Consider the following 23,034-nt stretch of genomic DNA (forward strand, 5'->3'; position numbering starts at 1 on the left):
TCGATATTTCAAAGCAAAATTTTCCGCTTTAATTCGATAGATAACTCGATAGTCTTGGGCCAGCACTTACAGGGATCTAGGCAATGCAGCTACGTAACTCTACCTCCCGCTACGGCTGGGTCAGCATCTTCATGCACTGGGGCGTGGCAGTGGCCGTGTTCGGTTTGTTCGCCCTCGGGCTGTGGATGGTCGACCTCGGTTATTACGACCCTTGGCGCAAGGCCGGGCCGGATCTGCACAAGAGCATTGGCTTGATCCTGCTGGGGGTCATGGTATTGCGTGTGTTGTGGCGCTTCATCAGCCCGCCGCCGCCAACCCTGGCCAGCTACAGCCGCATGACGCGACTGGGCGCCATGCTCGGCCATGCCTTTCTGTATCTCTGTCTGTTCGCGGTGATGATTGCCGGTTACCTGATTTCCACCGCAGAAGGTGCCGGGATTCCGGTGTTTGACTGGTTTGAAGTGCCTGCCCTGGTTTCCGGACTGCCGGACCAGGCAGATAACGCCGGTGCGATTCACCTCTACCTGGCGTGGGTGCTGGTAATTTTTTCCGGCCTCCATGCGTTGGCAGCATTGAAGCACCACTTTATCGACCATGATGTGACCCTCAAGCGAATGCTGGGTCGCAAAGCCTGAAGTTCAACCTCGACTCCCAAGGAAAACAAAGCATGTTGAAAAAGACTCTCGCCGCTCTGGCAATCGGTTCTGCTGTTCTGTCTGCCAATGTGATGGCGGCTGACTACACCGTCGACAAGGAAGGCCAGCACGCCTTCGTTGACTTCAAGATCAGCCACCTGGGCTACAGCTTCATCACCGGTACTTTCAAGGACATCGACGGCAAGTTCAGCTTCGACGCTGCCAAGCCTGAAGACAGCAAGATCGAGTTCAACGTGAACACCGCCAGCGTCTTCACCAACAACGCTGAACGTGACAAGCACATCTCCAGCAAAGACTTCCTGAAAGTGGCTGATTTCCCCAAGGCTACTTTCAAGTCCACCAGCGTTAAATCCACTGGCAAAAACGCCGCTGGCAAAGACACTGCTGACGTGAGTGGCGACCTGACGATTGCTGGCGTAACCAAGCCAGTCGTGGTCAAGGCCACTTTCCTGGGTGAAGGCAAGGATCCATGGGGCGGCTACCGTGCAGGCTTCGAGGGCACTACCAGCATCAAGCGTTCCGACTTCGGCAAGATGATGGACCTGGGTCCACAGTCCGACGCGGTTGATCTATACGTCACGTTTGAAGGTGTTAAAGCGAAGTAATGCTGAGACTGTAGGAGCGAGCCTGCTCGCGGAAAACCTGAGAGCGCCGCGGAGCATCAGGCTTCCAGTGTTATCGTTGACGACCATCGCGAGCAGGCTCGCTCCTACAGGATTTCATCAGCCATAAAAAAATGCCCCCGATCTCGCGATCAGGGGCATTTTTTATTTCAGCGATAACTCAGCGATTGCGGGTCAGCAGTGCTGGTTTTTCACCACGAGGACGGCTTGGCAGTTGATCCAGTTGCTCAGGTGTCGGGAAGCGGTCAGCCTTCGACTCCTTGTGCATGATCTTCGGTGCGGGACCGCGCGGGTTCTGCACGGCAGGTTCCGAACGCGGCTGGTCGTCACGGGCCGGCCGGCGATTGCGCGAATCTTCGCGGCGGGCCTGGCCGTCGCGCGGTGCGCCACTGCGAGGACCGCTACGTTTGGCCGGTGGGGTGCCGGTGCTGGCGCCATCGCTGTTGCGCGGACCGTTCTGGCGACCTTGTGGCTTGCCGGAGCGTGGAGCGCCCGAACCTGCCGCAGTGCCTTGTGCCGGAGCACCCGGACGGCGACCACGGCCTTGCGCCGGTTTCTGCTGCGGCACGTAGTCGACGCGGTTACCGAAGTTATCGATATCGTCGTCCAGGAACTCGTCCGGGGCACGGTCAGCGGCGGCACGAGGAGGTTGCGATGGACGCTGTTCGCGAGCCGGAGTGCCTTCACGTGGCTTTTGCTGACGGGCAGGGCGCTCACCGCGCTCGCCGGCCGGTTTTTCCTTACCCTTGTCCTTGCCTTTGTCCTTGCGACCACCGCCGCCACCGCTGCCGTTCGGACCGTCGCCGCGCGGGCCACGTGGACTGCGTGGGTTGCGCATGTCCGGACGCTCGCGCACTTCAGGCTTTTCCGCCTCGATGGTGCTGGCATCGAAGCCCATCAGGTCGCCGTCGGCGATTTTCTGCTTGGTCATGCGTTCGATGCTTTTCAGCAGTTTTTCTTCGTCCGGGGCTACCAGCGAAATCGCCTCGCCCGAACGACCGGCACGGCCGGTACGACCGATGCGATGCACGTAGTCTTCATCGACGTTCGGCAGCTCGAAGTTGACCACGTGTGGCAACTGGTCGATGTCCAGGCCGCGAGCGGCGATGTCGGTGGCCACCAGGATGCGCACGGTACCGGCCTTGAAGTCGGCCAAGGCTTTGGTGCGGGCGTTCTGGCTCTTGTTGCCGTGGATCGCGACGGCGCTCAGACCGTGCTTGTCCAGGTACTCGGCCAGGCGATTGGCGCCGTGCTTGGTGCGGGTGAAGACCAGTACCTGTTCCCAGGCGCCGGCTGTGATCAGGTGCGCCAGCAAGGCACGCTTGTGGCTGGCGGGCAGGCGGAATACGCGCTGTTCGATACGCTCGACCGTGGTGTTCGGCGGCGTGACTTCGATGCGTTCCGGGTTGTGCAGCAGCTTGCCGGCAAGGTCGGTGATGTCCTTGGAGAAGGTCGCCGAGAACAGCAGGTTCTGGCGTTTGGCCGGCAGACGGGCCAGGACCTTCTTCACGTCATGGACGAAGCCCATGTCGAGCATGCGGTCGGCTTCGTCCAGTACGAGGATTTCCACGTGGGACAGATCGACGCTGCCTTGGCCGGCCAGGTCGAGCAGGCGGCCAGGGCAGGCCACCAGCACGTCTACGCCACGGGACATGGCCTGAACCTGCGGGTTCATGCCGACACCGCCGAAGATGCAGGCGCTGACGAACTTCAGGTCACGGGCATAGACCTTGAAGCTTTCATGCACTTGCGCGGCGAGTTCGCGAGTCGGGGTCAGGACCAGTACGCGCGGTTGGCGCGGGCCGTGACGCTGGGATTTGTCCGGGTGACCGTTGGGGAACAACCGCTCCAGGATCGGAAGGGCGAAACCGCCGGTTTTACCAGTACCTGTCTGCGCCGCGACCATCAGGTCGCGACCTTGCAACACGGCGGGAATGGCCCGCTGTTGCACCGGAGTAGGCTCGGTATAGCCCGCTGCCTCGATGGCGCGGACTAAAGCCTCGGAGAGACCGAGGGAAGCAAAGGACATGAGTAATCCTGTTCTAGTTAGGGCTTGGCCCAATGGGAGTCTTGCCTGGCGCGAATCGCGTTTAAGAGGACGCAATCCCGTCCGGTCCTGCTGGGTCTCGAAGGCTCGTCTACAAGCGCTCGCGCGGGCTGAAAGCTGCGCAGTAGCGGGGTTGAGATGCCTTTAACGATTCCGAGCGTCCGGGCGTGAGCCTGGCGGGAAGGCCGGAGTATAACAGAGCAATCACTGCGCGCCGCTTTCCTGCTGCTCAACGGTTTTTTCCGCGGCAGCCGTGGCCTTTTCGGTTTTCACGCTGGCTGCCGGTTCCGCGCCGTAGCGGGCACTCAGTTCAGCGTAGGCGGGCTCGCGCTTGAAACGCTTGAGTTCGGCGCCGAAACGCTGCACCAGCAGGTCCATGCCCGCATTGCGTCGCACCGCGAGAAACTGGCTTTGCTGGCTGATGATCGTGGGGTTTTCGGTGATCTTGTCGCGGATTCCCAGCTCGTCGAGCAAATGCTGGCCGACCCGGCGGTCAGTGATCAGCAGGTCAATCCGCCCGCGTACCAGTTTTCCGAAGTTGGCTTCATGGGTGGGGGCCGGCTCGCGGGTGAACAGCGTCGAATCGCTGAAATCCTTGCTGTACAGGTAGCCTGGCGAGGTGCCGATGGTCAGGCCTTGCAGGTCATCGAGGGTGCGAAACGGATGGGGCCGTTCATTGGCGTAGAACATCACGAACTGGACTTCAGACAGTGGTTCGCTGGGGTAGAGCAGGGTCGCCTCGCGTTCGTCGCTGTGAAAGATGTCCAGTGCGCCGTCGGCCTGGCCTGATTCAAGCATCGACAGGCAGCGTTTCCATGGCAGGAATTGCCACTCCACTTCGATGCCCAGGCGCTTGAAGACAATGGCGGTGGTTTCGTAGTCCAGGCCCAGGGATTTGCCGTTGTCTTCGTACACATAAGGCGCCCACGGCTCCGTGACAATGCGCAGCTTCTCGCCCCGGGCGGTGAAGCTCAGGCAAGTGAAGACAAGCACGGCGACTAACTGCGTGATCAAAGGCATGGGCTTGAGATTACGACGAGAAACCGGAAAGAGCCAGAAACTGACCGCAGATGCTCTAACTCCGTGGATTGCCGCACATTAATGGTGCGTTGAAAGCAAAAGATCGCAGCCTGCGACAGTTCCTGCAGGGAATACACATTCCGTGGCAGGAGCTGTCGCAGGCTGCGATCTTTTGATCGTGCTTTAACGACTTTTAACGCGGCAACTTCAGGTTATTCCACACCGCCAGGCTCGCTTCAGCCTGGTTCAGTGTGTAGAAGTGCAGCCCTGGAGCGCCACCCTGCAGCAGTTGTTCGCACATCTCGGTGATGACCTGTTCGCCAAAGCGCTGAATGCTTTGGGTGTCGTCGCCGTAGGCTTCCAGTTGCTTGCGGATCCAGCGCGGGATTTCCGCACCGCAGGCATCGGAGAAACGCGCCAGCTTGCTGTAGTTGGTGATCGGCATGATGCCCGGCACGATCGGGATGTTCACGCCCAGCGCCCGCACGCGTTCGACGAAGTAGAAGTAGCAGTCGGCGTTGAAGAAGTACTGGGTGATCGCACTGTCGGCGCCAGCGTTGGCCTTACGCACGAAGTTGGCCACATCGTCTTCGAAATTGCGCGCTTGCGGATGCATTTCCGGGTAAGCAGCGACTTCGATGTGGAAATGATCACCGGTTTCTTCGCGAATGAATTCAACCAGGTCATTGGCGTGGCGCATTTCACCACTGGCCATGCCCATGCCCGAAGGCAGGTCACCGCGCAGGGCGACGATACGCGTGATGCCGGCGGCTTTGTACTGGGCCAGCAGGCCGCGCAGGTCAGCTTTGCTATCGCCCACGCAGGACATGTGCGGAGCGGCAGGGATTTTGACTTCGCTTTCGAGCTGCAACACGGTGTTCAGCGTGCGATCACGGGTCGAACCGCCGGCGCCGTAGGTGCAGGAGAAGAAATCGGGGTTGTAGGCGGCCAGCTGGCGAGCAGTGGCGAGCAGCTTTTCTTGCCCAGCATCGGTCTTCGTAGGGAAGAACTCGAAGCTGTAGCGACGATCTTGGGACATGGTCATATCCTTGGAAACTCATAAGGCAAGCACCGACCATCTGTAGGAGCGAGCATGCTCGCGATGGACGTCAACGATAACGCGTACATTCTGGTTAAACGCGTTGCCGTGACGTTTTTCGCGAGCAAGCTCGCTCCTACAGGGGAGGCGTCAGCCGATCAGTAGCGGTAAGCGTGCGGCTTGAACGGACCTTCGACGGTCACGCCGATGTAGTCGGCCTGGGTCTTGGTCAGTTGAGTCACGACGCCGCCGAAGCCGCGGACCATTTCCAGGGCCACTTCTTCGTCGAGTTTCTTCGGCAGTACTTCAACAGTCAGGCGCTCGGCTTTCTGGGCTGGCGACAGGTCGGCGTACTTCTGGCCGAACAGGAAGATCTGCGCCAGAACCTGGTTGGCGAACGAACCGTCCATGATACGGCTCGGGTGGCCGGTGGCGTTACCCAGGTTAACCAGACGGCCTTCGGCCAGCAGGATCAGGTAGTCGTCATTCTGTGGGTCGAAATCGCCAGCGCCGGTACGGTGGATCTTGTGAACCTGCGGCTTCACTTCTTCCCATGCCCAGTTCTTGCGCATGAAAGCGGTGTCGATTTCGTTGTCGAAGTGACCGATGTTGCAGACAACAGCGCGCTTCTTCAGGGCCTTGAGCATGTTCGCGTCGCAAACATTGACGTTGCCGGTGGTGGTCACGATCAGGTCGATCTTGCCCAGCAGCGCTTTGTCGATGCTCGCTTCGGTACCGGTGTTGATACCATCGATGAACGGCGAAACCAGTTCGAAACCGTCCATGCAGGCTTGCATGGCGCAGATCGGGTCGACTTCGGACACTTTAACGATCATGCCTTCCTGACGCAGGGACTGGGCCGAACCCTTGCCCACGTCGCCGTAGCCGATGACCAGCGCTTGCTTGCCGGACAGCAGGTGGTCGGTGCCGCGCTTGATCGCATCGTTCAGGCTGTGACGGCAGCCGTACTTGTTGTCGTTCTTGCTCTTGGTCACCGAGTCGTTGACGTTGATGGCCGGGATTTTCAGCTCGCCCTTGGCCAGCATGTCCAGCAGGCGGTGAACGCCGGTGGTGGTTTCTTCGGTCACGCCGTGGACGCGTTCCAGAACGGCTGGGTATTTCTTGTGCAGCAGTTCGGTCAGATCGCCGCCATCGTCGAGGATCATGTTGGCGTCCCATGGCTGGCCATCCTTGAGGATGGTCTGCTCCAGGCACCACTCGTACTCTTGCTCGGTCTCGCCTTTCCAGGCGAAGACCGGGATGCCGGCAGCGGCGATGGAAGCGGCAGCCTGGTCCTGAGTCGAGAAAATGTTGCAGGACGACCAGCGCACTTCGGCACCCAGGGCAACCAGGGTTTCGATCAGCACGGCAGTCTGAATGGTCATGTGGATGCAGCCGAGGATTTTTGCGCCCTTGAGCGGTTGCTCTTCGGAGTACTTGCGACGCAGACCCATCAGAGCCGGCATTTCGGACTCGGCGATGATGGTTTCGCGACGGCCCCAGGCAGCCAGGGACATGTCGGCGACTTTGTAGTCGGTAAAATCTGCAGGCGTGATAACAGCGCTCATGAAGAGCCTCCATTCGTAATGTATGCGAATGGGCGCCGTTGTGCGTTTAGTGTCCGGCCAGTGAAGGCCAGGCAACGCCCCATCCGAGCCTGACAGGTCAAACCTGCTGCAGCGCCCCTCGGACAGGTGGCGGGAAAACGGTAGCAATTGAAGATGACCGTTTTGAAACGGTGGCGATTATAGCGGGCTCTGCTGATCTTCCAAAGCGTTTCTGTCGTTCAATGTCCGAACGGTAATCGAGACCATAGATGATGCTCAATAGAGCTCTGGGGCGGGCTCTGCCATGATGGTCAGCATCATTCGGCAAGACGCTCAGGAGTGAACATGAATTTCCACACCCGCAAATGGGTAAAACCCGAAGACCTCAACCCCAACGGCACGCTGTTCGGCGGCAGCCTGCTGCGCTGGATCGACGAAGAGGCGGCGATCTACGCCATCGTTCAGTTGGGCAACCAGCGTGTGGTCACCAAGTACATTTCCGAAATCAACTTCGTCAGCGCCTCGCGCCAGGGCGACATCATCGAACTGGGCATCACGGCGACCGAGTTCGGCCGCACCTCGATCACCCTGACGTGTGAAGTGCGCAACAAGATCACCCGCAAGAGCATCCTCACCGTTGAAAAAATGGTGTTCGTGAACCTCGGTGAAGACGGCTTGCCGGCGCCTCACGGCCGGACCGAGATCAAGTACGTCAAGGACCAGTTCAAGAATGATGACGCCGGTCAGTGAGATCGGTGGTGTCCCCATCGCGAGCAGGCTCGCTCCCACATGGGCGGCGCTTTACCTGTGGGAGCGAGCCTGCTCGCGAAAGCGGTTCTGTATTCACCGAAGATTTGTCTGGGGTACTGAACAGCCGTGAGCCCCGCGTGTCGTAGCTAAATAGCCCGCCACCGGTTGCGTATCCCATGAACTCGGCACAAGACGGCAAGACCCCGAACCTTTCGGCGCAAGAAGAGCACGAGGTCGAAAAGAGCCAGCCGCCCCGCGCCGCGGTGCTGCACGAGATCATCCGTACACAGGGCGATCAGGAGCTGGACCGCAGCATTGCCGCGTTATGGTGGTCGGCGCTGGCGGCGGGGTTGACCATGGGCCTGTCGCTGATGGGCATGGGGTTGCTCAATTCGCGCCTGCCGGATGGCGAAGGATTCAAGGTGATCGCGAGTTTCGGTTATTGCGCCGGTTTTCTCGCGGTGATCCTCGCCCGTCAGCAACTGTTCACCGAAAACACCCTGACCGCCGTGCTGCCGGTGATGACCAGGCCGACGCTGGCCAACTTCGGCCGGTTGCTACGGCTGTGGACGGTGGTATTGGTCGGCAACCTCTGCGGCACCTTGCTGGTGGCGTATGTGATGCTGGAACTGCCGATTTTCGACAGCAAGACTGACGTGGCCTTTCTCGACATCGGACGCAAGGTCATGGAAAACCACGCCAGCCAGATGTTCGCCAAGGGCATCATCTCCGGATGGATGATCGCCACCATGGTCTGGATGATCCCGTCCATGGAGAGCGCCAAGATGTGGATCATCATCCTCATCACCTACTTCATGGCGCTGGGGGATTTCACCCACATCGTGGTCGGTTCGCTGGAGGTGTCGTATCTGGTGTTTGCCGGCGAGTTGCCGTGGAGTGATTTCTGGCTGGTGTTCGCCGGGCCGACGCTGGCGGGGAACATCATCGGTGGCAGTTTTATTTTCGCACTGATCAGCCATGCGCAGATTCGCAGCGAAAGCGGAGCAGCCCCTTCGGACAAGAAGCGAAGCACTGATTCGCCATGAAGAGCCTATGTTCGTACGGCACGGGTGGTAACCGGCTACCACCTTTGCAGTTGCTGCGCGAGCCACGCTGGTGCACGGGCTGACTGGCGAACTTTCTTCACTCTGCGTACAGGGCCCGCTTCTCGATCAAGGAATCGATTAATGGCCACACCGTCACTCCCTCCACATTTGACTGCCCTGTTGGCGGTCGCTCGAAAGATTCAAACGCTGTTTGCCGCCCGCTCCTCATTGCAGGTGGTTGCCGCTCGAGATTTGCAGAAGACTCTGCGCTGCAATTATCCGCAATTGGTGATTACTGACAGCACCCCGGTACTGATGTCACCGCAATACGAGTATGTCGATCAAGCGGTCCGCAAAGCGCGGTTCAGCCGCTCCTCCATGACGGATGAACTGATCAACCGCTTCGTCGATGACAAGCTGGTTGATTACAGTGAAGGCCAGGTCATTACGGATCAGCCCGACGCGCAACCTGTGGTGCCGGGTGCCCTGAAGAACTTCGATGCCCAGACCGCCGTCAATGACTGTGGTGCCCGTTTGCTCCAGCTTTGCCAGCAGGCGTTGCTGGAGGACTGGAGCGAACTGTCGGAAACCGCGCAAACTCGCTTCGAACTTCTGGCTGCACTGCTCAAGGATGCACTCAGGGACGTGGCCTGCCAGACACCAACGCTCGATGCCAAGCAGCAACAGATGATAGCGGACGTCCTGCAAACGCCGGATAACAACCTGCGCACAGGAACGACCCGTGCTTATCTGATCGATCACTGGGGCGAGCAGGGCGGCAAGCAGTTTGAGCTGCTCAGGGGCATGGTGCTGGTATCAAGTCAGGGCGCCACCACCGACGTCGTCCTGTTTACCCTGGCCGCAGGTATCGAGGTATTTGCTTCCCTGGCCGCGCTGGGAGCGGCGTTATTCAACCGTATGACCGGACTGGCGCCCGAGAGCTTGATGCAATGGCGCCTGTTTGAACCCGATACAAACATTTTCGACGGTTTCGCCTTGACCTTTCTGGTCAAGCAACTGGCCGACCTGGAGTACGCGGTCGCCCATGGCCGTGGCTCGCCCTATTGGAGCGCAGCCTTGCTGGACCGGGCTCACGAGTTGGCGACCGGTGACTTTGACAGCCTTGATCTCAAGCCACATAGCGACCTGCAACGACTGTACGCGGCCATGCCGCTTTGGCTGAAACAGGCCAATCGTGATGTCCGTGGCTTGTTCAGCGAGTACTTCGAAGCGCTGGGCACGCTGTTCAAGCAGGCGGACTGGAAGTTCTTCAGCGACGGCCTGCCATCGATTCTCGATTACACCCGGCAAAAGCTCATGGACAAGTATCCACAGCCCGAGACGCTGAAACCCGATGACGTGGTGGTCACCATTCATACCGTCAGGGGGGGTTCCGCGGCAGGCGGTTTTCCGGTGAGAATCATCACCACTTTGCTCAATGTCGCCCTGGAAAACCTGGGGGGGCTGCCGGGCAACTCCATCACCCTCAAGCGCAGGGACGGCAGTGCGGTGCCCTCATGGATGACGCCTGAGACCATCAAGCAGTGGATCAGCGAAGTCGACATCGGCCAGAACTATCCCGCTCTTATTGCTTCCTCGCTCAAAGATGACGAGGTTGAAGTGAGCTGGAGGCGTCGTCGCTTTCTCCAGCAATTGCGCATTGAACTACCCATGCTCGCCCTGGAACTGTTTGCTCGCGGTCAGGCCGGTTTTACGCGCACCGCTTACCGGATGGTGGTAGCGGTCATGAGCAAGCGGGCCGAGGATCGCTACGTGGCACAGAAGGCTATCGTGTTGCGCCCGTTGACCTTCAAGGCGGGTGCACTGAGCGAACCGGACACTGTGACCAACATGTTTGTGATTGGTCCCAGGGATTTCGAGCAGGGGCCGCAAATCCTCTACTGCCCTATGAGCGCAACGAAGTTGCAGGCGTTCGCCAGTCATCAGGCATTGTTCGAGGCCATCAAGCGACCAGGCCAATTGCAGCAACAGGTTCTGGCCTGGATGAGCGAGACCGGCCGCGCGACTTATCAGGCTGGCGGGTTCCAGGACCCTCACTTCAACAGTATTGATGGCCTGACGATGTTGATCGACGCCATGACCAGCAAGCCGGCCCAGCTTGGACGCGAGGAGGTCGAAGGCGATTACGGTGATCACCTTTATAAAAGTCAGGTCCAGGCGCTTATGGAGCAAGCGGACCGGCAGTCGGTGTCCAACAGCGAAAACCGCTGGGCGCGCCGCAAGGAGGGTTTGTACCTGGGGCTGAACAGTGTCATGCCGTTTGTCACGGGGCCGCTAGCTGCGGTGGGCTGGTTGTTGGTGGCCTGGGATGTTCAACAGCAAATCAATGTGGTCCGCGGCAATAAGGCAGAAGGCAAGGAGGTGGCCATGGCCGGTTTCCTGATGAACATGGCGTTGGTGATGGCGCATTACTCGCGCACAAACATCGAAAGCGCTCTGGATGAAGCATCGTCCAGCGAGACTCAGGAAGCGTCGCAGGGCGCCCGGATCATTGATGCAGACGTAGTGCCGGGCGAAGCGGTTGTTCCCGTCGTCGCATCAGACAACCCCCAGGTACTGACGCCGCAAACGTCCGTCGCGCGCGCCTTGTGCATGCCGACCGCGCGGGTCGACTATGGCTGGATAACGCCCTCCAGTCGATTGACGGCCTCTCAGGAGGCCAGCCTGAACGCCTTTACGGTATCTGAACCCCAACGAGCCGAGTCGATTACCAGCGGCCTGAACACAGGGTTGCATGAAGCCCTTGGTCAGTTGTATGTCCATGTCAAGGATGACTGGTTCAAGGTGTCGAGGTTCTCCGAAGGGGTTCGGATTGCATCGGCAGAGAGCGATGGGCGTCCAGGTCCGTGGCTCAAGTCCAATGGTCGTGGGGGATGGATGCTGGACCTGAGACTGCGTTTGCTCGGGGGAAGCTCGAGCGAGCAGGCGTCGACGACGGCTCAGGCGGGCGTTGAACTGAAAACGCGATTTGATGCGCTCTATGCCGAATTCGACGGGCAGGCCTGGGTGGAGGTGAATACGCAGGAAGCGCTCGCTAAAGTTCAGAACCCTGCAACGGGTATCAGGCAGCTCAGCAGTGAGCTCGCCAGGGTTGAAACCTTGGGAGGCCGGGCGAAACAACTGTCGGAGTTGCTCGAACAGCGTCGTCGGTTTGAAGTCGTGAGCGGGTTTTCGACGATGCGCAGCGCATTCCTGGGCCGGCAGATCCGTTGCCTGCGGGCGCAAATCGTACTCAAGTCGGCGTTACGGCAATTGCGTTATACCGAGTTGGGCGGGCCGCAACAGGATATCAGCGTCCTGAGCCTGAGTGATTTTGCCCGTACATCCATCACCTCACAAAACCGCCTCGCCTTGTTTCAGTTGGGCAAGCTTCATGAGCAGGTCATCGGTCTCCATCGTCAAGCGTATCTACTGCTTGGGCAGATGCGCAGAACGGCCGTTACCGGCGATGCTCAACTCAGCGAACTGGACGTCGCGCCCTGGGCGGACCAAAGGGCGATGGTCGCCTGGCAGGAAGCCGGTTTACGCCCGAAAATGTTGTATTGCCTCAAGCAATCCACGGTAGGGCAACCCCTGGAACAGTTGGCGCGGATCACACTGCTCTGCCAGGTGAAACTCTCGACCTATCGGCGGTTGCAGGGCGCAGAACGCCCGGAACTGGAGACGCGGATTCGGGTGATGAATGACGTGATCGACGCACTCGCCTGGGCCGATGTCCGGCTGGGCAGGCTGAGCGGAACGTCAGGCGATTTTTTTGACCAGGCCGCATTCAATGACTTTCGAAAATACCTGCAGCAACTGCGCGCAAATGTCCTGAAGGATGTCCTCAAGCAGTATGCGCAGCGTGCCGGTGAAACACGGAAAAAGCAGTTTGCCGGGCAAACGCTCAGGGTCCAAAGCCGTGAATGGGGAGCGTTAATCGGCGAAAAGTCACTCAATCCCGACATTGGCGATGCTCTGACCTTTACCGATCCCTACAGCCGGCGGGTCTACGCGACCTTTGAAAAAACCACGACGTCCGGCCAGGTGGACTGGACATTGCGGCGTGTACCAGGGGCGCCCGTATCGAGTGCCTTGCACTACCTCAGGGCCGCCGAGCTCAAGCAACTCGGTGAGCGCTGCAGGGAGCGGTTGCCGACCCTGGAGGCCGATCTGCGCCTGGCGCCACGCACCATCAGGAGGGAGCTCGAGGCATTGGCGCAAAGCATGCTGCAATTGCGCGAGCACTTTGCAGGCGAGGCCCCGATCGACAAGCAGTGGCACCAGCAGATGACTGACCAGGCCAGCGACCTGAAAACCCTCGCCCGTGAGGCATATGCACGTATGGTGCTGGCCCGTGAACCGACGGCGGCGGGGGTCGAGGACCTGTTGGCCGAAGGCGTCATATCAATCAAGGAAGTACCCGGCACCGGTATCGTGTCGGGTGAAGGCAGGGCGCCACTGTTTCGCTGCTTCTACATCAGCAAGGTGGCCCCCTCCAGCGACGCCGTGACGACCCCGCAAATCATCTGGTTCGCCCACTTTCGCTATCCTGTCGGCACCGTCAGCCGCAGTGGTGTGGACTTTTCCAGGGCCTATCTGCGCCGTTACGCCGATCCCTATCTTAGCTTCGAGCAACGTTTGGGCGAGGCCCGTGATCTGGAACGACGGCTGAGCCTGATGCGCTCCACCCTTGACCCGAAATCGGCACAACAACTGTTTTTCACTGAGGGCCCCGTGAGCTGAAAAGCCCGATCCTGTAGTCGTCTTGACCCGCGGGGGCTGAGCCTGGGTTACCAGGTTCAGCCGGGTGCGTTGACCGGGCTGGTCGCACGGCGTTGTCGATAGATGAAATACAGCGCGGTCAGTACGGTCAGTCCGCTGACCAGCGCGCCGGTCCAGGGCAGGTCCGCCAGGTCGGCGCCGCTGGCTACCACCATCCCGCCGATCCAGGCGCCGGCCGCGTTGCCCAGGTTGAAGGCGCTCTGGTTCAGGGTCGAACCCAGGTTGGGCGCTTCGTGGGCCTGATCGATGATCAGCAATTGCAGGATCGGGCACAGCGCGAAGGCAAACGTCCCCCAAAGCACCAGTGTGATTGCCGCCGGGATCACCGAATGGCTGGTTTGCGTGAACGCCGCCAGCACCACCATCACCGCCAGCGCCATGCCCACCAGCGAAGGCAGCAAGCGGCTGTCCGCCAGGCGACCACCGAGCATGCTGCCGGCGGTCAAGCCCACGCCGAACAACAACAGCATGATGGTGACGCCGTGGGGGCTGACGCCGGTGATGTCCTGCAGGATCGGCGCAATGTAAGTGAACACACTGAACAGGCTGGTCGAGGCCAGCACACTCATGCCCAAGGCCAGCAGTACATTGGCCTTGCCCAGTACCTTGAACTCGCTGGCGAGGTTGGCCTTATCCATCGCAATGTTTTTCGGCAGCCAGACCCATTGCGCAATCGCCGCCAGTACCCCGATCACCGACACCGCCCAGAAGGTCGAGCGCCAGCCTGCGTACTGCCCGAGTGCAGTGCCCAGTGGCACGCCGAGCACATTGGCCAGGGTCAGGCCGGTGAACATCATGGCAATCGCTTGAGCCCGTTTGTTGGGGGCTACCAACCCGGCAGCCACTACCGAGCCGATGCCGAAAAATGCGCCGTGGCACAGTGCCGTGATCACGCGCGCGGCCATCAGCGTGGCATAGTTCGGCGCCAGCGCGCAGAGCATGTTGCCGAGGATGAACATCAGCGTCATGCCCAGCAGGGTGGCCTTGCGCGGCATGTTGGCGGTGCCGACCGCGAGGATCGGTGCACCGAACACCACGCCCAGGGCGTAGCCGGTGATCAGCAATCCGGCATCGGGAATGCTCACGCTGAGGTCACGGGCGACATCGGGCAAAAGACCCATGATGACGAATTCGGTTGTGCCGATGCCGAAGGCGGCAACAGCGAGGGCAAGCAAAGCGAGTGGCATGCGCAAGGTCTCTGTCGGTAGTCTTGACGCTGTGATCAGGCATGCGCAGGCCGACGACCGTTCTCGAGGAGAGCGGGCCGGGCAGAGTTTTTATTGGAGTTAGTCTGTGCGCAACTGAGTGCGGCGTGGTCGCTTGCAGTATAAGCAGCCACTGAAATATGGCGAATCAATTCTGTACCTGACCCCTGTAGGAGCGAGCTTGCTCGCGATGGACGTGAACGAAGACGTGTATTTACTGGTTGGCTGCGGTGTCCTCACGTTTTTCGCGAGCAAGCTCGCTCCTACAAAGGGCGGGGTCAAAAAAAGGAGTCGGCCGTGCTTGCGACGGCGTTGGTGTTGGTGGCGGCGCTGTTGCATGCGGCGTGGAATACCCTGATCAAGTTCAGTGCCGAGCGACTGTTGGTGGTGGCTTGCATGGACAGCGTGGCACTGCTCTTTGTCGTGCTGATGCTGCCGTTCCTGAGCGTACCGCCACTGGAGATCTGGCCGTGGATCCTGGCATCGGCGGCGTTCGAGTTGCTCTATCGCTATTTGCTGATCCAGGCTTATCGGGTCGGCGACCTCGGGCTGGTCTACCCATTGATGCGCGGCCTGTCACCCTTGGTGGTGCTGGCGCTGACGCTGATCTTTGCCGGGGAAGTGCTGACCCATCAGCAGATTTTCGGCATCCTGCTGATTCCGTTCGGCATGCTCTGTTTGCTTTGGCAGGGCGGCGGCGGTGCGCGTTTGCCGTGGTCGATGTTGCCGGTGGTGGCGCTGATCGGCCTGTGCATCGGTTGCTACACCTATATCGACGGTCAGGCATTGCGGCGCTGGTCCCATCCACTGGATTACCTGGTCTGGGTCACCTTGCTCAGCGCCTGGCCGTTTCCGCTATTGGCATTGGTGCGCAAACGACCCGCGTTCATGTTGTTCTGGCGTGAGCAGTGGCGACTGGGCCTGGCCGTCGGGTTCTGCGTGTTGTTCAGCTACGCTCTGGTGCTGTGGGCGATGCAATTGGGCTCGATTGCAGAGGCAGCGGCATTGCGCGAGATCAGCGTGATTCTGGTGGTGCTGTTTGGCATGCGTTACCTCAAAGAACCTTTTGGCCGACCGCGCCTCTTAGCCTGTGGGCTGGTGCTGATCGGCATACTGGTGATGAAATTCTGACTGCTGTGAAACTTGAAGAAGGGACTGCTTTATGACGGTTGCTCTATGGTGCATTTTGATCGCGATTTTCCTGCCGTACGTGTGTACGTGGGTCGCCAAGATCAGTGGCGGGTTCAGACTGAAAGACAATCATGATCCTCGGGATTTTCTCGACTCCCTGGAAGGCTTGGGCAGACGGGCGCATGCGGCGCAGTTGAATAGTTTCGAAGTGATCCCGGCGTTCGCCGCGGCGGTGATCGTGGCGCACCTGGCCGGCAATGCCGAACTGGTGACGATCAATGTGCTGGCCGTGCTGTTCATTACCAGCCGCCTGCTCTACATCATTTGCTACCTGGCGGACTGGGCGACGCTGCGGTCGCTGGTGTGGTTCGTGGGGCTGGCGTTGATCGTGAGTTTTTTTGTGGTGTCGGTCTGAAAGGTTTTCAGTGTCTTTGCCGGCCTCCTCGCGAGCAAGCTCGCCCCCACAGGAGTGTGCGCTCCAATGTAGGAGCGAGCCTGCTCGCGATAGCCATCTAACGGACAACACTGTCCTCAGGGTTTTGTCTTCTCTGCATCCGCCACCTGCGGCACTTGCGGTAGCGCAGCACCTTTGGGCCAGAGCATCCAGATCTGGCCCTGCTGTTTCATGTCCCCGGCCAGTTGCCCGGCCGCATCGCCGGTGCCCCAGAACAGATCCGCCCGAACTTCGCCGGCAATGGCGCCGCCAGTGTCCTGTGCTGCCACGGGGCGAACCAGGGCTGTACCATCCGGTCTGGTGGTGGACAGCCACAACAGACTGCCCAGCGGAATCACCTTGCGATCCACCGCCGCGCTGTAACCGGCGGTCAACGGTACGTTCAGCGAGCCGCGCGGACCTTCGTTGCTGTCCGGGTTGCGGGTGAAGAACACATAGCTGGGGTTGCTGCCGAGCAGTTCGGGAATCCGCGACGGATTGGCCTTGGCCCAGGTGCTGATGGCGCCCATGGTTACGTCTTCTTTTTTCAACTCCCCCTGTTCCACCAGCCAGCGGCCGATCGGTCGATACGGATGGCCGTTCTGATCGGCGTAGGCAATGCGCAACTGGCGACCATTGTCGAGCTGGATGCGACCCGAACCCTGGATTTGCAGGAACTGCAGGTTCATCGGATCGGTCAGCCAGGCCACGACCGGCGCCTTGACCCCTTTGGTTTCGATGGCTGCCGCATCGTCGTACGGCTTGAGCACGCGACCTTCGAGTCGCCCGCGCAGGCGCTTGCCCTTGAGTTCCGGGTAAATGCTGTCGAGGGCGACGATGATCATGTCCTCGGGGACGCCATAGACCGGGACATTGGCAGCGTCGGTCTGGGTCAGGCTTCCGGGATAGACCGGTTCGTAGTAGCCGGTGATCAGGCCGTTGGGGTTGTCGTTGGCGGCGCGCAGGCCATAGACATCCAGGTTCTGTCTGAGAAAACCGCGAATGTCGCTGGCGGTTTGTGGCACGTTGGCAGCCGCTGCGCAGGTGCCACCCCAGACCGGGTCGGCCTTGAGTCGGGTGCAGGCGCTGCGCCACGAACCGAAACCGGCGACCAGGTCGCTGTCGGATACTGTCGGCAGAGCTTCCCATGTAGCACTGGAATAGGTGGCCAGGGCGTGGGTTTTCGGTTGTTGGTTGTCGCCACCGGTGCAGCCTGCGAGCAGGGCCACCATCGGCAGGGTCCAGGCCAGGCTGTGACGCCATGCCTTGAAACGGCTGTTCATGGAGTGATTCCTTTGCCGGTTGCCTGAGCGCTCCATGTGCTCAAGCAACCCTTGTTGATAATAGGGCTATTGGTCTTTGCCGATGACGCGAGGATACTGGCCGCCGTTTCCCGTGACCTGAAGCCACCATGACTCTTAAAAGACTTTCTGTTGTATTGCTGGCCTGCCTGACGTTGTCCGCTTGTGGCGGTGTCGACCCCAACTCGCCGCTCGGCCAGCGCAAGGCCATTTTCAAGCAGATGCTCAAGACTGGCGAAGACCTGGGCGGCATGTTGCGTGGACGCATTGCGTTCGATGGCCCGAAGTTCGCCGAGGGCGCGGTGAAGCTCGATGCGTTGTCCCGTGAGCCGTGGCAGCATTTTCCGCAAGTGCGCGAGGAAGATCACACCAGCGCCAAGAGCGATGTCTGGGAGCAACAGGCACGCTTTCAGGCAATGGCCCGCGACCTTGAAGGCGCCACCGGTGAATTGGTGATCGCCAGCCAGGTTCAACCCTACAAGGCCAGCAACCTGGGGCCGGCGGTGCAGAAAGTCGAAGATGCTTGCAGTGCTTGTCATAAGACGTTTCGGGATCATTGATTCGGCGCTACGCATGACCTGTGGCGAGGGGGCAAGCCCCCTCGCCACAAAAAACCGCTGCGTTACTTATCCAGCTCATCGAGTGCGTTCTGCAATTCCTTGCGGGCATCGGCGAGCTTGTCTTTGCGCTTGTTGATCTTGTCGGGGTCGCCTTTGCTCATGGCCTTGTCGAGGTCCGCCTGACGCTTGCTGACTTCGTGCTTGGCGTCGAGCACCTTGTTTTCCCGTTCCTTCTTCAGCGAGGTGTCGGTGCAGTTGGCTTCGACTTCGCTCAGGGCCTTTTCCAGGCCGGCCTGCTGCTCGGCATTGCCGTGGACCTTGGCCAATTCGATCTGATTGACGATGCCTTGCTTCTTGGCGGCGCAACCGGTCAGCCCTGGCGCTTCCTCGTCCGCCATCAACGGGGTGGCCAGCGCGATGCAAAGGCTCAACAGGGCGAGCGGTGAAAGAAATTTCATAAAAGCTCCATGTAGGAAATCAAGCAGGCCAGTGTGGCAATGGCTTGTTGGAGCCCAGCGGTCCCCTGGGGTTCCCGGTGGGCGCAGGGCCGACAGCTAAAAGCCGTCAATCCCCGCATCGCGTAGCGTTTCACTCAAGGCCAGGACCTGTGGATCGCGGAAAAATGCGTTCAGTTGCGCCGCGCGCCCTGGCCCGATATCGGCCTCGGCCCGCCATTGTTCGATGTCTCGCAACGCCAGTACCTGCCATGAGTCGCCGAGATGCGCCTGGCCTGTCGGCGGTAATCCCAGGGCTTTGAGCCAGTGCGCGAACGGTCGTTGCCGGGCCTGGTTGAAGCCGTCGGCAAGACGAGCCGCGCTGCGCTCGCCGAAACCGTCAATGGTAGCAAGCTCTTGGGCATCGAGGGTCAACCAATCCAGCAGACTGTTCAGGCGACCTGTTGCAAGAAGTTTTTCCCAAGTCCCCGGACCCACATTGGGCAGCGCCAGGCCTTGCTTGCTACTGAGCCAGGTCAGGCGCGCGAGAAACTGGCTTTCACAGCCCGGAGTCGGTTGCCAGCAACTCAATAAATGAAAGTCCTCTGCCAGCGGCACGTTCAACTCCGCGCGTTCGCTGCTGCGCAACACAACGCTATCGAGCCTGGGAATAGTCAGCCCGGCCAGGCTGATGGCGACCTGATCACCCGGACGTATGTCCAGCGCCTGCCAACGCTGCAACGAACCGACGCTGACGTGTTTGATCTGCCGGTCATCGAGCTTTACCGGGGTCAGTTCAAGTACCGGAGTGATCCGCCCGGTCCGGCCGATTTTGAAGTGAACCTGGCGAACTTCGGCCAGTGTCTGGGCGAAGGGGTACTTCCAGGCGATGGCCCAGTAGGGTGACCTGGCCTGCCAGCGTTCGGCGGCTGGGCGCTGGTTCTGGCGCAGAACCACGCCGTCGCTGGCAAAGGGTAGAGGAGAGCGATACCAGTGTTCGCGCCAGTGTTCGGCATCGATAACGGAGGCGATTGGCTGGCTGTATTCCGTGGTACTCGGGAAGCCCAGCGCAGTCAGCGCCGCGGCACGCTCGGGCACGCTCGCCGGCCCTTGGGGCCAGTCCCATACAAACAAATCGATGTTGGCGGCCTGCTCGGCGCTCAAGACCTTGCGCGCCATCAGGCCGGCCACCGAGCCACGAGCATTGAGGCTACCGGCCCGAGCCTGCACATGATCGGCCAGGCGCCAATACAGTTCGCCTTGCACGATCAAGTCCCGGGCCTGCGATAGCCGTTGCGGGATGGCCGGAATCTGCCGTGCAGGAACCGTCCAGTCCTGGCCGCTCTGGCCGTCGCCGCGGCTGATGGCCTGGGCCAGCAGGCCATTGCGGTAAACCAGGGTCACCGCCACGCCATCGATCTTAGGCTGGACCCAGACGTCCACCCGGCCACGCAGCCAGTTTTCCGCGGCGGGCCGATCGTGCAGTTTGCCCAGGCCAGTGTGGACGATGGGGTGGGGCAGGGTGCCGCGTGCAGTGCGCAAGGGGTCTGCGGACGGGCTCAGGTTGAAGCAGTGGCGCCATTGGGTGAGTTGCGCGCGAGACTGGTCGTAGAGTTCGTCGGCGACCAGTGAGCGTCCCAGGCGGTGATAGCTGTCGTCCCAGAGATCGATTTGTTTTTGCAGTTCGTTGACTTCAATCAGGGCGCGTTCGGGTGGCCAGTCCGGGCACTCGGCGGCGCTGGCGGTCAGGAGGGCGAAGGTCAGTAGGGCGGCAAAAAACAGGCGCAGGTCGGGAAGCATCTTGAGCGTCCTTGCTCGGTGAGGTGCTTGAAGGCTAGGTCAGTATCGGTTGGCGTAGCGGGTGGGGTTTTTACCGAGTGTTTCTGGTGACTGGGCGGGCCTCTTCGCGAGCAGGCTCGCTCCCACAGGGATTTGCGTTTGCCCACAGGTATCAGTCACGCCAAAGATTAACTGTGGGAGCGAGCCTGCTCGCGATTGCAGCTACGCGGTCTCAAGCAAGGCAATAAAAAGCCCCGCAAGGCGCGAACCGTGCGGGGCTTCGGGTGTTGCGGGGAAGTCTTACAGGCCGGCAGCAGAACGCAGGGCGTCGGCGCGGTCGGTTTTTTCCCAGGTGAACGTGGTGAAGGTGTCGTCACCCACGGTCTTGGTCGCCGGGGTGCGCCCGAAGTGGCCGTATGCAGCGGTTTCCTGATACATCGGGTGCAGCAGGTCGAGCATGGTGGTGATCGCGTATGGACGCAGGTCGAACACTTCGCGGACCAGTTTGACGATCTTGTCGTCGCTGATCTTGCCGGTACCGAAGGTGTTCAGCGAGATCGACGTCGGCTGGGCAACGCCGATGGCGTAGGACACCTGAATCTCGCAACGCTCGGCCAGGCCGGCAGCGACGATGTTCTTGGCCACGTAACGGCCGGCGTAGGCCGCCGAACGGTCAACCTTCGATGGATCCTTGCCGGAGAATGCGCCACCGCCGTGACGGGCCATGCCGCCGTAGCTGTCGACGATGATCTTGCGACCGGTCAGGCCGCAGTCACCCACCGGGCCGCCGATAATGAACTGGCCGGTCGGGTTGATATGGAACTGGGTGTCCTTGCTCAGCAGTTCGGCAGGCAACACGTGCTTGACGATCAGCTCCATCACGCCTTCGCGCAGGTCGTTGTACGACACTTCAGGGTTGTGCTGGGTCGACAGAACGACGGCGTCGATACCGACAACCTTGCCGTTTTCGTAACGGCAAGTCACTTGCGACTTGGCGTCCGGACGCAGCCAAGGCAGCAGGCCGGATTTACGGGCTTCGGCTTGCCTTTGTACAAGCTGGTGCGAGAAAGTGATCGGTGCAGGCATCAGCACGTCGGTTTCATTGCTGGCGTAGCCGAACATCAGGCCCTGGTCGCCGGCGCCCTGATCTTCAGGCTTGGCACGGTCGACACCCTGGTTGATGTCGGGGGACTGCTTGCCGATGATGTTCATCACGCCGCAGGTCGCGCCGTCGAAGCCGACGTCGGAGCTGGTGTAGCCGATGTTGGTGATCACGTCACGAACGATCTGCTCCAGATCAACCCAGGCGGAAGTGGTGACTTCGCCGGCGATGATCGCCACGCCCGTTTTCACCAGAGTCTCGCACGCCACACGGGCGAACTTGTCTTCAGCAATGATGGCGTCCAGCACCGCATCAGAAATCTGGTCGGCGATTTTGTCCGGATGCCCTTCAGACACGGACTCGGAGGTGAAAAGGGAGTATTCGCTCATCTCGATGTTTTCCTGAAATTACCGATGGTGAGTGTCGCCAGCCGGTCGCTGAAAGTGGCGGACCTGGATCTGGAAACCATTACGTAAGCCTACATAGAGGCTTTCCCCGGGAACGAGTCCCGCAGCGGTGGCCCAACGGGCCAGATCGTCCTGTTCAAACCCCAGCCAGAGATCACCGCAGGCCTCCTTGGCCCAACTCTGGTTGTGGCTACATAACTCTGTCACTAACAGGCTACCGCCTGGTTGCAGCAAATTGGCCATGTGCTTGAGCGCATCGGCCGGCGCGGCAAAATGGTGCAGCACCATGTTCAGTACAACGCAATCGGCCTTGAGGCTGACGCCGTTCAATGCATCGGCCAATTGCAGGCTAACGTTAGTCAGCTTGTCGCGTTCGCAGACCTGGCGTGCCAGTTCGAGCATCGCGCTGCTGTTATCCAGCGCCGTGACTTGCGCGAAGCGGCGCGCCAGTTCCGGCAGGAAGGCGCCATCGCCGGGGCCCACTTCAATGGCCGTGGCGTCTTTGTCGAAGCTCAGCTTGTCGAGCAGGGCCACCACGCTTTCGCGGTATTGCGGCAGGCCGGCGATCAAGTCTTGCTGGGCGCGAAACTTCTCCGCCACCCGTGAGAAAAAGTCCTGGCTGGCGGCCGCCCGTTGCCCATGGACCTGTGCGATGCGCGACTGTACGTCAGTCGGCAGCGTCAGGTTGTCCACTTCTTCGAGCAGGGCCGCGTGCAGTTTGCCGCCCAGCAGTTCGGTGTGGGGCAGGGCGCGACGGTAGAAAATCGCATTGCCTTCGCGGCGCGTCGCCACCAGGTCGGCCTGGGCCAGCACCTTGAGGTGGTGGCTCATGCCTGACTGGCCGATGCCGAAGATCTGCGCCAGTTCCAGCACACCGAACGAGTCGTTGGCCAGCGCGCGCAAGACATTCAACCGCAGGGGATCGCCGCCAGCCTTGCACAAGGCTGCCAGCTCATCGCAATCGTCATGTTGAATGGATGGCACGCGTAAATTCATAAGGCCGGCAGTCTAGTCACGGGTCGAAGGCATCGCAAGAGCAATATCAAAAAGTTTTGATATTGCTCGATAGATGGCACTTCCGGACGTTAGCTTCAGTCAACAAACGGACGGCGGAAAGGTTTCACCAGGCGAAACCGTCGTTATCCATTGGAAAAACGCCTTCAGATGAC

At 60.3% G+C, this 23,034-nt stretch carries 18 protein-coding genes, 1 pseudogene and 1 riboswitch; of the genes and pseudogenes, 8 read left to right on the forward strand and 11 right to left on the reverse strand.

The genetic code is table 11. From position 1 onward, the window contains the following. Positions 1 to 83 precede the first annotated feature (83 nt). Positions 84 to 635, forward strand: a complete 552-nt coding sequence (locus BSF44_RS16580; RefSeq protein WP_095944423.1) for a cytochrome b — start codon at positions 84 to 86, stop codon at positions 633 to 635. A gap of 32 nt (positions 636 to 667) precedes the next feature. After that, complete coding sequence (locus BSF44_RS16585) at positions 668 to 1,261, forward strand: YceI family protein (protein WP_095944424.1); 594 nt, start codon at positions 668 to 670, stop codon at positions 1,259 to 1,261. Here BSF44_RS16585 and BSF44_RS30720 read toward each other — a convergent pair. The 5 genes and pseudogenes from BSF44_RS30720 to ahcY form a co-directional block, all read right to left on the reverse strand. Then, positions 1,256 to 1,348 (reverse strand): annotated as a pseudogene (locus BSF44_RS30720) (outer membrane lipoprotein carrier protein LolA); the annotation flags it as partial. The gene BSF44_RS16585 and the pseudogene BSF44_RS30720 sit on opposite strands and share 6 nt — an antisense overlap. Positions 1,349 to 1,439: 91 nt before the next feature. Beyond that, positions 1,440 to 3,308, reverse strand: a complete 1,869-nt coding sequence (locus BSF44_RS16590) for a DEAD/DEAH box helicase (protein WP_095944425.1) — start codon at positions 3,306 to 3,308, stop codon at positions 1,440 to 1,442. 222 nt (positions 3,309 to 3,530) lie between these two features. Further along, on the reverse strand, positions 3,531 to 4,346 hold the full coding sequence (locus tag BSF44_RS16595; RefSeq protein ID WP_095944426.1) for an ABC transporter substrate-binding protein: 816 nt from the start codon (positions 4,344 to 4,346) through the stop codon (positions 3,531 to 3,533). Between the two features lie 193 nt (positions 4,347 to 4,539). Continuing rightward, positions 4,540 to 5,385, reverse strand: a complete 846-nt coding sequence (gene metF / locus BSF44_RS16600) for a methylenetetrahydrofolate reductase [NAD(P)H] (RefSeq protein ID WP_095944427.1) — start codon at positions 5,383 to 5,385, stop codon at positions 4,540 to 4,542. 158 nt (positions 5,386 to 5,543) lie between these two features. Continuing rightward, positions 5,544 to 6,953 (reverse strand): adenosylhomocysteinase, encoded by a 1,410-nt coding sequence (ahcY, locus tag BSF44_RS16605; RefSeq protein ID WP_095944428.1) that lies wholly within the window; start codon positions 6,951 to 6,953, stop codon positions 5,544 to 5,546. 23 nt (positions 6,954 to 6,976) lie between these two features. After that, a riboswitch (S-adenosyl-L-homocysteine riboswitch) is annotated at positions 6,977 to 7,079 on the reverse strand. 198 nt (positions 7,080 to 7,277) lie between these two features. On the opposite strand from ahcY, the gene BSF44_RS16610 reads away from it, so the two are divergent. From BSF44_RS16610 to BSF44_RS16620, 3 genes are all read left to right on the forward strand, one after another. Beyond that, positions 7,278 to 7,682, forward strand: coding sequence for an acyl-CoA thioesterase (locus BSF44_RS16610; RefSeq protein ID WP_095944429.1), 405 nt, complete (start codon positions 7,278 to 7,280; stop codon positions 7,680 to 7,682). Positions 7,683 to 7,858: 176 nt separating this feature from the next. After that, the gene (locus BSF44_RS16615; RefSeq protein WP_095944430.1) at positions 7,859 to 8,728 is read left to right on the forward strand and encodes a formate/nitrite transporter family protein; all 870 of its coding nucleotides are present in this window, start codon (positions 7,859 to 7,861) and stop codon (positions 8,726 to 8,728) included. Positions 8,729 to 8,869: 141 nt separating this feature from the next. After that, positions 8,870 to 13,474, forward strand: coding sequence for a dermonecrotic toxin domain-containing protein (locus BSF44_RS16620; protein WP_095944431.1), 4,605 nt, complete (start codon positions 8,870 to 8,872; stop codon positions 13,472 to 13,474). 56 nt (positions 13,475 to 13,530) lie between these two features. Here the strand turns inward: BSF44_RS16620 and BSF44_RS16625 are convergent, their stop codons facing one another. Beyond that, a complete protein-coding gene (locus tag BSF44_RS16625; RefSeq protein WP_095944432.1) occupies positions 13,531 to 14,700 on the reverse strand; it encodes an MFS transporter in 1,170 nt (389 codons plus the stop codon). Between the two features lie 315 nt (positions 14,701 to 15,015). Between BSF44_RS16625 and BSF44_RS16630 the strand changes: the two genes are divergently transcribed. Continuing rightward, on the forward strand, positions 15,016 to 15,849 hold the full coding sequence (locus tag BSF44_RS16630) for an EamA family transporter (RefSeq protein WP_095944433.1): 834 nt from the start codon (positions 15,016 to 15,018) through the stop codon (positions 15,847 to 15,849). A gap of 31 nt (positions 15,850 to 15,880) precedes the next feature. Then, positions 15,881 to 16,264 (forward strand): MAPEG family protein, encoded by a 384-nt coding sequence (locus BSF44_RS16635; RefSeq protein WP_095944434.1) that lies wholly within the window; start codon positions 15,881 to 15,883, stop codon positions 16,262 to 16,264. A gap of 116 nt (positions 16,265 to 16,380) precedes the next feature. On the opposite strand, the gene BSF44_RS16640 is transcribed toward BSF44_RS16635, so the two are convergent. Then, the gene (locus tag BSF44_RS16640) at positions 16,381 to 17,565 is read right to left on the reverse strand and encodes a murein transglycosylase A (RefSeq protein ID WP_095944435.1); all 1,185 of its coding nucleotides are present in this window, start codon (positions 17,563 to 17,565) and stop codon (positions 16,381 to 16,383) included. Between the two features lie 128 nt (positions 17,566 to 17,693). Between BSF44_RS16640 and BSF44_RS16645 the strand changes: the two genes are divergently transcribed. Further along, on the forward strand, positions 17,694 to 18,143 hold the full coding sequence (locus BSF44_RS16645; RefSeq protein WP_095944436.1) for a cytochrome c: 450 nt from the start codon (positions 17,694 to 17,696) through the stop codon (positions 18,141 to 18,143). Between the two features lie 62 nt (positions 18,144 to 18,205). On the opposite strand, the gene BSF44_RS16650 is transcribed toward BSF44_RS16645, so the two are convergent. The 4 genes from BSF44_RS16650 to BSF44_RS16665 form a co-directional block, all read right to left on the reverse strand. Further along, a complete protein-coding gene (locus tag BSF44_RS16650; RefSeq protein WP_095944437.1) occupies positions 18,206 to 18,601 on the reverse strand; it encodes a DUF1090 domain-containing protein in 396 nt (131 codons plus the stop codon). Positions 18,602 to 18,697: 96 nt separating this feature from the next. Next, positions 18,698 to 20,377 carry an NAD-dependent DNA ligase LigB gene (ligB, locus tag BSF44_RS16655; protein ID WP_095944438.1) on the reverse strand — a complete coding sequence of 560 codons (1,680 nt, stop codon included), beginning with the start codon at positions 20,375 to 20,377 and terminating at the stop codon, positions 18,698 to 18,700. Between the two features lie 279 nt (positions 20,378 to 20,656). After that, positions 20,657 to 21,847, reverse strand: coding sequence for a methionine adenosyltransferase (metK, locus tag BSF44_RS16660; RefSeq protein ID WP_008050251.1), 1,191 nt, complete (start codon positions 21,845 to 21,847; stop codon positions 20,657 to 20,659). Between the two features lie 18 nt (positions 21,848 to 21,865). Next, entirely contained in the window at positions 21,866 to 22,861 is a 996-nt protein-coding gene (locus BSF44_RS16665) for a metalloregulator ArsR/SmtB family transcription factor (protein WP_095944439.1), read from the reverse strand. Between the last annotated feature and the right edge of the window lie 173 nt (positions 22,862 to 23,034).

This window comes from Pseudomonas sp. ACN8 (assembly GCF_002303925.1).
Lineage (GTDB): Bacteria > Pseudomonadota > Gammaproteobacteria > Pseudomonadales > Pseudomonadaceae > Aquipseudomonas.

What these genes read in the sequence shown, in the direction of transcription:
- BSF44_RS16585 (WP_095944424.1), top strand. Translation starts at nt 668, where the DNA reads ATGTTGAAAAAGACTCTCGCCGCTCTGGCAATCGGTTCTGCTGTTCTG.
- BSF44_RS16650 (WP_095944437.1), bottom strand. Translation starts at nt 18,601, where the DNA reads ATGAAATTTCTTTCACCGCTCGCCCTGTTGAGCCTTTGCATCGCGCTG.
- BSF44_RS16580 (WP_095944423.1), top strand. Translation starts at nt 84, where the DNA reads ATGCAGCTACGTAACTCTACCTCCCGCTACGGCTGGGTCAGCATCTTC.
- metF (WP_095944427.1), bottom strand. Translation starts at nt 5,385, where the DNA reads ATGTCCCAAGATCGTCGCTACAGCTTCGAGTTCTTCCCTACGAAGACC.
- BSF44_RS16645 (WP_095944436.1), top strand. Translation starts at nt 17,694, where the DNA reads ATGACTCTTAAAAGACTTTCTGTTGTATTGCTGGCCTGCCTGACGTTG.
- metK (WP_008050251.1), bottom strand. Translation starts at nt 21,847, where the DNA reads ATGAGCGAATACTCCCTTTTCACCTCCGAGTCCGTGTCTGAAGGGCAT.
- BSF44_RS16590 (WP_095944425.1), bottom strand. Translation starts at nt 3,308, where the DNA reads ATGTCCTTTGCTTCCCTCGGTCTCTCCGAGGCTTTAGTCCGCGCCATC.
- BSF44_RS16595 (WP_095944426.1), bottom strand. Translation starts at nt 4,346, where the DNA reads ATGCCTTTGATCACGCAGTTAGTCGCCGTGCTTGTCTTCACTTGCCTG.
- BSF44_RS16635 (WP_095944434.1), top strand. Translation starts at nt 15,881, where the DNA reads ATGACGGTTGCTCTATGGTGCATTTTGATCGCGATTTTCCTGCCGTAC.
- BSF44_RS16625 (WP_095944432.1), bottom strand. Translation starts at nt 14,700, where the DNA reads ATGCCACTCGCTTTGCTTGCCCTCGCTGTTGCCGCCTTCGGCATCGGC.
- ligB (WP_095944438.1), bottom strand. Translation starts at nt 20,377, where the DNA reads ATGCTTCCCGACCTGCGCCTGTTTTTTGCCGCCCTACTGACCTTCGCC.
- BSF44_RS16665 (WP_095944439.1), bottom strand. Translation starts at nt 22,861, where the DNA reads ATGAATTTACGCGTGCCATCCATTCAACATGACGATTGCGATGAGCTG.
- BSF44_RS16640 (WP_095944435.1), bottom strand. Translation starts at nt 17,565, where the DNA reads ATGAACAGCCGTTTCAAGGCATGGCGTCACAGCCTGGCCTGGACCCTG.
- ahcY (WP_095944428.1), bottom strand. Translation starts at nt 6,953, where the DNA reads ATGAGCGCTGTTATCACGCCTGCAGATTTTACCGACTACAAAGTCGCC.
- BSF44_RS16620 (WP_095944431.1), top strand. Translation starts at nt 8,870, where the DNA reads ATGGCCACACCGTCACTCCCTCCACATTTGACTGCCCTGTTGGCGGTC.
- BSF44_RS16610 (WP_095944429.1), top strand. Translation starts at nt 7,278, where the DNA reads ATGAATTTCCACACCCGCAAATGGGTAAAACCCGAAGACCTCAACCCC.
- BSF44_RS16615 (WP_095944430.1), top strand. Translation starts at nt 7,859, where the DNA reads ATGAACTCGGCACAAGACGGCAAGACCCCGAACCTTTCGGCGCAAGAA.